Consider the following 12,300-nt stretch of genomic DNA (forward strand, 5'->3'; position numbering starts at 1 on the left):
TTTAGCGTTATATTGATTAACCGACTATTCCCAACCTGGATTTTGTGTAAGTACACCCTTGCTTTTATAAATTTCAGCTCTTGGAATAGGGTATAAATTCTGTGCTTCTCTCCAGCTTTTCTGGAAAGTAGAGGTTAACACAAAAGGCGTATACACAAAACTGCCGTCCGATTTTTTAACTACATCCATCCCTTTCATAGGTACGCCAATTGTAGTTGCACCAATTTTCCAGCGCATGATGTCATACCAGCGGTGATCCTCGTAAGCAAGTTCAATAGCACGCTCATGTCTAATCACTTCACGCATTTCGCTTTGCGTCATGTTTTCTTTCAATCCAAAACCATATCTGCCTGTTCCCTGGGTTATTCCCGCTCTACGGCGAATGGCAATTAATTGATCGTAAACGCTATCATCAGGGCCAACTGCCTCATTTTGGGCCTCTGCATAATTCAGTAAAATTTCTGCATAACGGAAATAGATATAATTTAATAAAGTGGTACTTCCGCCAACGGTTCTATAAACCTCAGGCCAGTATTTTTTGCAGTAATAGCGGGTAGCCGTGTAGGTAATTGTTGTGTTGTAATCTTTACCAAAAAGCGTTTTTCCATCAGCAGCGGTGGTCGTCCACATTTCTATTTTACCACCCTGCCAAGGTAAATCGTTATAAATAATATTGTTGTAAAAACGAGGCTCACGGCCTTCATAAGGTTTTTGAGGATTGTAACCTGATGTAGGATCTGTAATTGATTTTCCATTAGCCATTTCGTACATATCTACATGGTTTTGTGTTGGATTCATTTGCCCCTGTGCACCACCAGAACCTGGCGACATTGAAAAATCCTGCATCATCTCTCCGGATAAAGGCGTATTGCCCTTAATTTTAATCATAATGTATTCTGGCGAATTCGGAACGTTTAAAATATCACCATAAGTAGCTTGTAAAGCATACCTTCCATCCATTAATACTTTTGCAGCATCAACAGCGGCCTGCCATTTGGTTTTATCGCCCGAGGGATTGTTTAACGGACTGGCTGCATACAACAAAACCCTTGCTCTTAACGCCTGTGCAGCACCTTTTGTGGCACGGCCATAATCAGAAGCAAGATAATCGGCATCATTACCCAGCTTTGCTTCGGCAATGGTTAAATCATTTAAAATGTATTTAGTTACCTCATCAAAAGTATTGCGGGGTAAATTTAATTCATCATTTACTTTATAAACCTTATCAACAATTGGCACACCACCAAATCTTTTGGTTAGCTCAAAGTAAGACATGGCTCTTAAATAGCGCATTTCTCCTTCTACTCTTGCCGGTTGAAAAATAGGAACAGTTGCAGGTGGTGCAGGTGGTACTTCGCCAATACGGGCCAGCATTTTAGTTTCAATGGCAATACCTGCATACATTCTTTTCCAGATGTCGTAAATATCATTTAGTGAGGCTCCGTTAGAATGATCGTGATATAAACCACGGTTTAATGTAGTTACCGTTCCTTCAGAGTTTCCTGAAACCGCCTCATCTGACGCCTGCGCAGTACAACCACGGTGATCGTTAAACCTTACATACTTGGTAATCTGATAATTATAGGCATTATCAGCAAATCTCGCAGCTTGTGTCGGATCTGCAAAAATATCATCTTCACTTAAAGCAACACCTGGTGTTCTTTCCAGATAATCCTTTTTGCAGGAAACCGAAAACAAGGTTAATAATGCAATTGCTGTGTATATTTTAAAGTGTTTCATTTTCTTAAAATTGAACGTTTAAACCAAAATTGTAAACCTTTGAAGTTGGATAAAGCGCTTGCAGTGGGAAAGCCGTATTTACCGTATTCACATTCTCAGGATCGACATAAAACTTATATTTTGTCCAGGTATAAATATTCTGCCCTTGAAGGAAAAGCCTTATGTTACTTACTTTTAAGGCGCTTAGCCATTGTTTTGGAAGGTTCCATGATAATTCGACATTTCTGATTTTCAGATAAGCAGAGTTTTGCAGGGTAAAATCATTCAAAGCATAATTTAAAGATGCGGTTCCCCTGGCATGCAAAGCTGGCCAGGTTGCTGTTGCTGCATTTGCAGGTGTCCAGGCATCCATCATAAACGGATACATTTGTTGCCCGTTATTTTGCTCATTTAAAATAACATTTGAACTTACGTGTGCAACCCCCTGAAATAATACCGATAGCGTAAATCCTTTGTAAATAACACGCGGACTGAAACTATACACATATTCCGGTGTGTTGGTGTAACCAATTTTATCCTGATCAAGGTTGGTAATTACCCCATCACCATCTAAATCTTTAAACTTTAAATCGCCGGGAATTGGGTTATAACCTGCCAGTTTTGGCGAAGCAGCAATATCAGCCGCCGATTGAAAGAACCCATCGGTTTTGTAGCCAAAAAACTGTCCTACGCTTGTACCTTTTCTTGCTAAAGAAAAAGGCAGCCCGTCGGGTTCATCATTTTCCAGAATTTTATTTTTAGCATAACTCAATTGTGCATTAATCCCTAAGGTAACTGCGCCAACTTGTTTTTGGTAATCGACCTCAATCTCGTAACCCTTATTATACACTACCCCTTTATTTAAATTAGGATATACGTGGCCAAAAAGGGCCGAGCCGCTTAAAGGTGTGGTTAAAATATCTCTACGGGTTTCGTCAAAAAGATCAACCGTTAAACGGAGGTTATCTTTTAGCATACGGGCTTCAAAACCTATATTTCTTTTAGTACCGGTTTCCCAGGTTACGTTGTCATTACCCAGGGCGGTATCGCCAATGTAAATGGTTGGATAAGTTGTTGGCGAATTGGGGTTACCGAACAGTAAAGCCGGAAATACCGTTGTTGGCACAGACCCATAACTGGTTAAGAATAAAAAGCGGTTATCAGAAATCTTATCGTTACCCACCAAACCATAACTACCTCTTATTTTGAAATAAGTTAAAACATCATTCTTTTTCCAGAAAGATTCGTTGGTTAATGTCCAGCCTGCTGATACTGCCGGAAAAAAACCGTAACGAAGACCAGGCGCAAAGTTTTCTGATCCATTGTATGAAGCATTAAACTCTGCAAAATAACGCTCGCCGTAATTATAGGTTACACGACTTGCCAAACCTTGCGTTGCTCTTGGCGGAGCTGTAAATGTTGTAGTTCCTGTCGATCTAACCAACTGGCGGGTACCTAAAACCAAAGCCCCAATATTATGTTTACCAAAACTGCGGTTATAATCAAAACCCGTTTGCAGGTTCATATTGGTACTGCCCTCAGTTACCCCACCATCCTGCACCGAACCCAAAGGCTCATCACGGTTACGCGTATCGGTTGATAAAGTTGCAGCACCAGTAGAAGGATTATAAACGTATGCAGCCCAGTTTGCATTCCTTCTTTCAATATTGTTATAGTAAGAATCGTAACCAAAAGTGGTTTTAAAAGCCAGGCCTTTGGTAATAAACCCTAATTTATAATTCAGGTTAAAAGTACTTTCAATGGTGTTGGTATTATCATTACGGGTTCCAAAACGGGTTAATACCGCATATGGATTCCAGATATTGGTACCTATGTTGGGGTTGGCGGTAATCCTGCCATCGGGAAGGGTAACCGGGTAAGCATAAGAAGGCACCTGCAAAATACGGGAGATCATTCCTTCTATTGTATCATAAGAGAAAGCTGAAGAAGATTTTAATCCAGCAGGCTGATAACGGTCAGAAAAACGACCGCCTAATTTAATGCCAACTGTAAAATCTTTATTAAATGTTAAATCAACGTTTGAACGAAAATTGTAACGGTTATAATTAGGTACGGTATTAATCCCATATGGAGAATCAAATTTCTTAAAAATACCATCCTGAAAAGCATAACCTGCAGAAACAAAATACTTGGCAATTTTAGTTCCGCCGCTAATATTTATATTATGCTGTGTTTGGGAGTAAAACTTTTTAGTTAAAAAATCAAACCATTGTACATTCGGATAACCAATTGGGTCTGATCCGTCTTGAAACTTCTGCAATTCAGCAGCAGAGAAAAAAGGTGCCTTTCCATCGTTAACATACGACTGGTTTAACAATGATGCATTTTCAAATGCCGGAAGCCCTATGGCCAGACCGGTATAAGTTTGTAAAGCATAGTTGCCTGTATACGTAACTTTTGGCTTTCCTATTTTACCTTGTTTGGTGGTAATTACAATAATACCATTTGCGCCTCTAATACCATAAATAGCAGTAGATGCCGCATCTTTTAATACAGTTACGGTTTCAATTTCACTGGCATCCACATCAGAAAAACTGGGGCGCTCAATTCCATCAACCACCACAATGGCCGAATTGTTGACCCCATAGGTTGCCACCCCCCTTACTTTCAATGCAGCACCATCGGCGCCCGGCTGTCCGCTGGTTTGTACGGCCAATAATCCTGGCAACCTTCCAATTAAGCTGTTTGTCGGATTTGGTGTCGGCGATTTCATAATCTCCTCTGCACTAATTTGTGCAACAGCTCCGGTTAAAGTCGATTTCTTTTGCGCTCCATAACCCACAACCACAACCTCATCTAAACCCTGCGAATCGTCTTCCAGAACAACCGTAAAAGTGGATTTGTTATTGACCTGAATTTCTTTTGTTGTAAAACCTATATAGGTAAAAACCAAAGCTGCATTTTCAGCCGCTTTAATCGAAAATCGTCCGTTTTCATCTGTCACAGCACCGGTTTGTGTGCCCTTAACCCTTACGCTTACCCCAGGCAGGGTTACGCCTTTATTGTCTTTTACTGTACCACTGATGGTTATTTGCGCAAATGCAAACGTACAGGTAAAAAGAAAAAGGAAAGTTAATGAATAAAAGATCCTGGTCTTTTGAGAAAGCTCAAATTTAAAAGACGGCAAAACCCTTTTCAAAATGTAAAGTCTATCCATAATTGTTTAAATATTAAATCTATTTGGTTAAAAATTTAATGCACTAAAATTCTATAGGATACTGAAAATCAATATCTATCTTAATAATACAATAGGCTATTTTGATATAAACCGAAGCTTATATTCTGCTTTTTTTCTAAAAGGATCAGGATTTTTTAAAACCGGCTTCTATAAGATTGTTGTTTGTTTGGTTGAAGTATAGCAGCTTAGTAGCGTTTATAATTTCATTAATTGATGTAGCGAGTAGCTGTTTGGTCATATTTATCTGGTTAGTGTGGAATAATGATTAACGAATTTAGAAAAGCTAAAACGATATAATGTTTCCAAAAACCACAAAAACAGCTAAAATCCACTGCGGTGGTATTTCAAACGTTTGAAATAATTTTCCGTTTTTTTTTCTTATCTATGCATAGAGATTGATAAAGATGATGAATAACACCCCTGTTACACTTAAATTCTTGGCTGAAAGGCTAAAGATGTCAGTATCAACAGTATCCAAAGCCCTTAATAATTACCCCACCATTAACGAGTACACGAAGAAACGCGTGCAGGAAATGGCCAGGGACCTGAATTTTACGCCTAATAAGTCGGCCATAAATTTAAAGGAAAGAAAATCCCGTATTATCGGCATCATTTTACCTAATTTATTAGATCATTTTTTTACCCGAAGTATTTATGGTGTAGAGCAGTTTGCCATGAAACATGGTTATAATGTAATCATCAGCCAGTCTCATGATGAATTGGAAAAAGAAATACAGTTGGCCGACATGCTGATGAAAAGTCGTGTGGACGGTTTAATCATTGCAATTTCTAAAAATACACAGGATTTTAAACACCTGGATCAGTTCGAAAATATGGGCGTACCGGTTGTATATTATACCCGAAATCCAAGCTTTAACCTCAATTGCCATAAAGTTTTAGGCAATACTTTTCAGGGTTGTTACCAGGCTACTCAGTTTTTAATTAACAGAGGGCACAAGAAGATCGCTTACCTTGGGGGGCCAAAAATGATCAATTTTACCCACGATCGTTTTAATGGTTACATCAATGCATTAAAAGATAATAATGTACCCTTTGAGGCAGACTTAGTGGCCTATACAGATTTTGACCAGGAAAACACCATTTCAGCCATACAAAACCTGTTTACCAATCCGGACGTAATTCCTACCGCACTGGTGGCATTTAAAGAACCTATTTTATTTGACGCGATTAAATACCTTCGCTCTATTAATCACCCAAAATTTAATGAGATTGAATGCATTGGTTTTGGGAATACGCCATTTATCAGTTACCTGGACTCACCTCCAGTTGCATCCATTGAAGAAAATCCAGAATCTGTAGGAGAAAATGCCATAAAACTACTCCTGCAATTAATTAACCGCGAAATACAAATACAGGATTACCAAAAAGTTATGGTTGATTGCAAGCTCGTGATTCATTAATTTGCAAAACGTATTCTGTTTCTTTTTATAGCGTGGCGGTTTTTCTCATTGTAGATGTAAGCAACAACAATTAACAAACCTGCAATCCCTTCAAAAGCAACAACGGTTTGCGTGCCAAACTGGTGGGCAAAATACCCCATTAGCAGGCTGCCTATTGGCAACACACCCTGATAAGCCATAATGTAGTAGCTTAAAGTTCTTCCCCTCATGGCGTCATCGGCATGGGTTTGCAGGTACGTATTAATAGATGATGTTTGTGCCATTAAACCCAGTGCAGCCAAACCTGTACAAAACAAGGCTAAAATTAATGATGGTGAAACAGCCAGCGCAATTATGGCCACAGCAAGTAATAAGGCAGAGTAAATGATTATTTTTTGCATGTTATTTCCCTTTTTTAAGGTAGCCATATAAATTGCACCAAAAAATGCACCTAAACCAGCAGCACTTTCAAACCAGCCAAAAGTGGTGGCCGTGCCATTAAAAATATCTTTTGCAAATACAGGTAATAACGTTGTAAAAGGAATAACCAGTAAACTGGATGCAGCCATCAATATCACCATCGATGCCAAATCAGGCGAAGATTTCAGGTATTCGTAACCCTTCCTTAAATCTACCCATATATTTTCAGTTGATTTTTGAACCACCTTTAAATCCAGTTTCATCATCAGTAAACAAACCAGTACAGCAATAAAACTAACAAAGTTGATTAAAAAACACATGTCTTCGCCCAATGTGCTTAATATAACACCCGCCAATGCAGGCCCTATTAACCTCGCCGCATTAAATACTGAAGAGTTTAAGGCAATGGCATTTGGTAAATCTTCTTTATCTTCTACCAGGTTTACCATTAAAGATTGCCTGGCGGTTACATCAAACGCATTAACTAAGCCTTGCACCAGCGACAAACCTGCAATCCAGAACATATCATAATATTTAAACCAGATCATTATCGCTAAAGCTCCAGCCTGCAGCATTAAAACAACTTGTGTAATGATGAGAATCTTAAATTTATTGTGTCTATCCACATAACTACCTGCATAAGGCGCAAGTACCAGTGAAGGAATTAAACTTAGAAAAGTAATTAAACCCAGTAAAAAAGCCGAGCCCGTTAAACGGTAAACCAACCAGCTTATGGCTACACGCTGCATCCATGTACCCACTAATGAAATGGATTGACCTGTAAAAAATAACCTGTAATTATAATGCCTTAGTGAACGAAAAATTGTCATGTTTAAAATAGTAAAGTAACTTTACAAAAATAGAGTTTTCGGCAGACTATAGCAAACGCAAAAAGCAAGGTTTTATCATATTTAAATCACAAAACATGTTTACTAATTCCAATTTCACGCACAATCTACATCGTAAAACCATAAACTTCAATCCCCAGCACCTCAAACAACAATCAATCCTACAGCCGTTCTCGTCAAAACTAAAATCCAGCGCACTCATAACCATCTCAATTATTAAGAAAAATAGCGTTATATTTGTAAAGTTTATTTACCAATACCATGCCTTCAAAAACACAGGAAATTGCTGCACGATTAAGAAGCACCGTAACCCGGCTAACGCGCCAGTTGCGTAAGCAAAATGTAAGTTCTGAATTCAGCAATGCAGAATTGCTTACCATGTCGTTATTAGAACAACATGGGAAATTACTATCTACTGAGTTGGCAGAAATGGAGCGGGTAAGCAAACAGGCTATATCTCAGATTATTAACCGCCTTTTCGACGCCCAGTGCGTAGAGCGTTTTCCGAGCGAAGAGGATAAAAGAAAAACCTACATTGGCTTAACCAAATATGGTGAAAAACACATTAGCGCAACCAGAAAAATTAAAGAAGAATGGTTGGCTAAAACTATGGAAGAGATTTTTTCTGCCGAAGAAATTAATTTAATCCAGGCTTTTTTGCCTCTACTCTCCCGCTTAGTTGAATACAATGGGATAAGGGTTTAATTTCTGCGTACAAAGTACTTCAGGGAAAAATTAAAACCAATCCGGATTCAAGTTTTTGGGCATGTCATAATTCATTTATGATTTTGCCAGCTTCATAAATTAGCCTTATCTTGCAAGTCAAATGGCACTTTATTTTACATCAATAAATTCGGGGAGTAACGGCAACTGTTACTATGTGGGCAACGATCAGGAAGCAATTTTAGTTGATGTAGGCTTATCCTGCAAGGAAGTAGAGAAAAGGATGCACAGGCTTGGTTTAGCCATTACCAAAATTAAAGCTATTTTTATTTCACACGAGCACAGCGATCACATCAAGGGGCTTGCCGTTTTTGCCAAAAAATACAACCTGCCGGTGTATATCAGTGAGGCTACTTTAAAAAGTAGTCGTTTATTGCTTAATGAAAACAATGTATTTCCGCTAACACATTTACAATCCATAACCATTGGAAACTTAAAGATTTCGGCCTTTTCTAAATTTCATGATGCAGCAGATCCTTACAGCTTCACTGTTGAATGCAAAAATTTCAGGGTGGGTGTATTTACAGATATAGGCTCGGTTTGCGATCGCCTGATTCATCACTTCAAAAACTGTCATGCCGCTTTTCTTGAAGCCAATTACGATAAAGAAATGCTTGAAAATGGCCGCTACCCATACTATTTAAAAAGAAGGATAACCAGCGGAAGGGGCCATTTAAGTAATACAGAGGCGCTGGATTTATTTTTAAACCACAAGCCCGATTACATGAGTCATTTATTGCTGAGTCATTTATCTAAAGACAATAACGATCCTCAATTGGTTGAACAATTATTTAAGACTGCCGCCGGCAAAATTTTTGTTAAAGTAGCTTCCAGGTATGAGGAAAGTGAAGTTTATTTTATTGGCGATGCCAAACAAGCTGAAAAATATCATTTTGACCCGTCCTTATATCAACCTGAACAGTTGAATTTATTTTAATACAAGACCTTTTATTTTCTCTTCATAAAAAAAATAACAAAAAATAAAACATTTTTTAGACGTGCTGGTTTTATATAAACTTCATAAATAGTTTGTTTGGTTTATTTGGGGCTTATGGATTTAAGCCCCTTTCTTACACCAGTAAAACCCTGCTTATCTGCGCTTTAAAAATATCATATTTAACTTTTAAGCTTACAGCGGATATAAATAAAATCATCAAAAAAAAATATTTTATCCTTTCAGAAAAAAAATATAAAATCCATGCAACTATTTCTTTAGTTTTTCGTCTTATGGAAAAGAATGTTTTATGCATCTTTAACTAAACTAATCAAGACAAAACCAATTGCCTGTATAAAACATGACACGAAACCTCTACGTCCTCTTCTGCACATTTTCTCTTTTATTTTTTTCTACCCAATTAACCAAAGCCCAGGATCTTCCTGGTGTAATTAAGGGAATAGCAATAGATTCAGCAAGCAAAAAACCTGTAGAATTTATGACTATTGCCTTGAAAAAAGATAATACTGTTACTAAAACCATTGTCACGGCGGCTAATGGAAGTTTTAGTTTCGAAAAAGTTGCTATCGGAAAATATACCGTTTTGGCTATTGCTGTTGGTTATAATGCAAAAAACACCAGTGTTGAAATTACTGCTGAAAAGCCCGTTGTAAATCTCCAAAACATTACCGTTGCTTCGCAAACCAATAACTTGTCTGAAATTTCGGTAAGCGCTTCAAAACCCCTGATTAAACAAGAAGTTGACCGGATATCTTATGACATCCAGGCTGACCCGGAAAGCAAGGTATTAACAGCACTGGACATGATGCGTAAAGTACCTTTACTTTCTTTAGATGCTGATGATAACATTAAGCTTAAAGGCAGTGGCAATTATAAAATATTAATTAATGGCAAACCATCAAGCATGGTAGCAAGAAGCCCTAAAGACGTATTGCGAAGTATGCCGGCTTCTTCTATTCTGAAAATTGAAGTAATTACGACGCCACCGGCTAAATACGATAGCGAAGGGCTTTCGGGCATCATTAACATCATCACCAATAAAAAAATTGATAATGGATATAATGGAAACATTAATCTTCGTCATCAATTTCCGGTTGGTGGCCCCGGTATTGGCGGAATGATTACAGTTAAACAAGGAAAGTTTGGTGCAACGGCTTATGGTGGCACAGGTTTTTACAATTCGCCAGAAACCCAGACAATTAATTCAAGGGTAACAACCGGCGATAACCCAACTAATTTATCCATTTTAGGCACAAGAGAGTTTAAAAACAATTTCCGCTATGGTGGAGCAGAATTAAGCTATGAAATAGACAGTCTGAACTTGGTTACTGCAGAACTAAATCCTTACGGGGGCTACAACAAATCAACCAATATACAGGATTACAATTTGGCTGCCCTTAATCAAAACACGACCTATAATTTATTTAACAAAACCCGTTATGGCTGGGGTGGTTTTGATGCAACTTTAAACTACCAGCTTGGCTTTAAAAGCAATAAAGACAGGCTATTAACCTTTTCTTACAAATACAGCAACTCCAGCAACCCACAGGATAATAACCTGACCTTTAACAACAGAATAAACTTCACCGACCCGAATTACATTCAGCATAACGATAGCAAATCCAGAGAGCAAACCATCCAGTTGGATTATATACACCCGGTTAAAAAGTTAAATATTGAAGGGGGTTTGAAAGGTATTTTAAGGGATAACGATAGTGATTTTGAATACCAGAGCCAGAATACATCGGGTGATTACATTATCGATCCAACCAGAACCAACATCTTTAACAATAACCAGGATATTATTGGTGCCTATAACTCTTACACCTTAAACTTAACCAACTGGGGTTTTAAAGCTGGCGTTCGTATTGAAACTACTTTTGTAAAGGCCGATTTCATCAGCAATGCTTCTAATGTAAATACAGATTATACTAACGTAATTCCTTCATTCTCCATTAACCGTAAATTTAAAGACAATAGCAATTTAAACTTTGGCTTTACCCAAAGAATTGAAAGACCAGGCATTGATAACCTAAATCCATTTATTGACCGCTCTACACCAAATTTCACCTCTACAGGTAACCCTGATTTAAAGGCCGTATTAAGCAACAACTTCGAACTGTCTTACAGCAAATTTAAAAAGGGATCGATTAATCTTGGATTGAGCTATAACTATGCAAATAATACCGTACAAAGCGTTTATGTATATGACGATTTAACCAAAATAACCAGTATGACTTTTGAAAACATCGGAAAAGACAAAAAACTGCAAACCAATTTAAACATCAATTATCCGATCACTCCAAAATGGAATTTAAGTGTGAGTGGCAACCTGGGTTACATTTGGATAGAAGGCTTAATTAATGGCGTATTAACCAGCAATAAAGGCATTACGGGTTATGCTTATGCAAATACCGGATATAAATTTGATAGTAGATGGCGTGTTAATGCAAGTTTTAGTTACAATAGTCCGGATGTAATGTTGCAAGGTAAATCCGGTCGTTATTATTACATGTCTTTAAGCGGCAGTAAAGAAATTATTAAGGATAAGCTTACCATAACGGCCGGCATTAATAACCCTTTTATGAAATTCAGGTACTTCAGAACCAATACTGAAGGCGAAAACTTTAGCCAGGCAAATAGCAGTCAGAATATTGCAAGATCGTTTAATACCAGTTTAAACTGGAAATTTGGAAAACTTAAAGGATCCATTAAAAAGAATGAAAGAAGTATTAATAACGATGACGTAAAAAGCGGCGGAAGTAAATCAGGCGGTTAATTAGCAAAAAAAATCGTCTTTAAAAACACATTTATAGGTAAATTTCACTTTGATCGCAGATTTTGCTTTCCAAAACAATAAAGTTATCCGTAATATTAAATCAAACTTTAAAGATTGCTTCCTCGTTCCTATTCGCAATGACGTACGCTTTTTTCTTTGGCTGGTGTTATCACCGGCCAACACCAATAAAAGATAATCAGGAAATGAACAGTTGTTCGCATTTAGGGAGCTGCAGCCCCGCTCCTGTTGCTGCCCGA

The 12,300-nt window shown here is 37.8% G+C and carries 7 protein-coding genes; 4 read left to right on the plus strand and 3 right to left on the minus strand.

The features are described from left to right. Nucleotides 1-24: 24 nt before the first annotated feature. The gene (locus R2Q77_RS19840; RefSeq protein ID WP_316805449.1) at nucleotides 25-1,740 is read right to left on the minus strand and encodes a RagB/SusD family nutrient uptake outer membrane protein; all 1,716 of its coding nucleotides are present in this window, start codon (nucleotides 1,738-1,740) and stop codon (nucleotides 25-27) included. 4 nt (nucleotides 1,741-1,744) lie between these two features. Beyond that, nucleotides 1,745-4,897, minus strand: coding sequence for a TonB-dependent receptor (locus R2Q77_RS19845; protein ID WP_316805450.1), 3,153 nt, complete (start codon nucleotides 4,895-4,897; stop codon nucleotides 1,745-1,747). A gap of 428 nt (nucleotides 4,898-5,325) precedes the next feature. Here R2Q77_RS19845 and R2Q77_RS19850 point away from each other — a divergent pair, with 428 nt between their 5' ends. Then, nucleotides 5,326-6,339, plus strand: coding sequence for a LacI family DNA-binding transcriptional regulator (locus R2Q77_RS19850; protein ID WP_316805481.1), 1,014 nt, complete (start codon nucleotides 5,326-5,328; stop codon nucleotides 6,337-6,339). On the opposite strand, the gene R2Q77_RS19855 is transcribed toward R2Q77_RS19850, so the two are convergent. Further along, nucleotides 6,336-7,568 (minus strand): MFS transporter, encoded by a 1,233-nt coding sequence (locus tag R2Q77_RS19855; RefSeq protein ID WP_316805451.1) that lies wholly within the window; start codon nucleotides 7,566-7,568, stop codon nucleotides 6,336-6,338. The genes R2Q77_RS19850 and R2Q77_RS19855 overlap by 4 nt on opposite strands. A gap of 279 nt (nucleotides 7,569-7,847) precedes the next feature. Here R2Q77_RS19855 and R2Q77_RS19860 point away from each other — a divergent pair, with 279 nt between their 5' ends. From R2Q77_RS19860 to R2Q77_RS19870, 3 genes are all read left to right on the plus strand, one after another. Continuing rightward, nucleotides 7,848-8,291: a MarR family winged helix-turn-helix transcriptional regulator gene (locus tag R2Q77_RS19860; RefSeq protein WP_316805452.1), complete on the plus strand. Its 444-nt coding sequence runs from the start codon at nucleotides 7,848-7,850 to the stop codon at nucleotides 8,289-8,291. Between the two features lie 121 nt (nucleotides 8,292-8,412). After that, nucleotides 8,413-9,246: an MBL fold metallo-hydrolase gene (locus R2Q77_RS19865; protein ID WP_316805453.1), complete on the plus strand. Its 834-nt coding sequence runs from the start codon at nucleotides 8,413-8,415 to the stop codon at nucleotides 9,244-9,246. A gap of 358 nt (nucleotides 9,247-9,604) precedes the next feature. Next, nucleotides 9,605-12,043, plus strand: coding sequence for an outer membrane beta-barrel family protein (locus R2Q77_RS19870; protein ID WP_316805454.1), 2,439 nt, complete (start codon nucleotides 9,605-9,607; stop codon nucleotides 12,041-12,043). Nucleotides 12,044-12,300: the final 257 nt, after the last annotated feature.

This window comes from Pedobacter nototheniae, from assembly GCF_032678625.1.
GTDB classification, from domain to species: domain Bacteria; phylum Bacteroidota; class Bacteroidia; order Sphingobacteriales; family Sphingobacteriaceae; genus Pedobacter; species Pedobacter nototheniae_A.

What these genes read in the sequence shown, in the direction of transcription:
- R2Q77_RS19840 (WP_316805449.1), bottom strand. Translation starts at nt 1,740, where the DNA reads ATGAAACACTTTAAAATATACACAGCAATTGCATTATTAACCTTGTTT.
- R2Q77_RS19845 (WP_316805450.1), bottom strand. Translation starts at nt 4,897, where the DNA reads ATGGATAGACTTTACATTTTGAAAAGGGTTTTGCCGTCTTTTAAATTT.
- R2Q77_RS19850 (WP_316805481.1), top strand. Translation starts at nt 5,326, where the DNA reads ATGAATAACACCCCTGTTACACTTAAATTCTTGGCTGAAAGGCTAAAG.
- R2Q77_RS19855 (WP_316805451.1), bottom strand. Translation starts at nt 7,568, where the DNA reads ATGACAATTTTTCGTTCACTAAGGCATTATAATTACAGGTTATTTTTT.
- R2Q77_RS19860 (WP_316805452.1), top strand. Translation starts at nt 7,848, where the DNA reads ATGCCTTCAAAAACACAGGAAATTGCTGCACGATTAAGAAGCACCGTA.
- R2Q77_RS19865 (WP_316805453.1), top strand. Translation starts at nt 8,413, where the DNA reads ATGGCACTTTATTTTACATCAATAAATTCGGGGAGTAACGGCAACTGT.
- R2Q77_RS19870 (WP_316805454.1), top strand. Translation starts at nt 9,605, where the DNA reads ATGACACGAAACCTCTACGTCCTCTTCTGCACATTTTCTCTTTTATTT.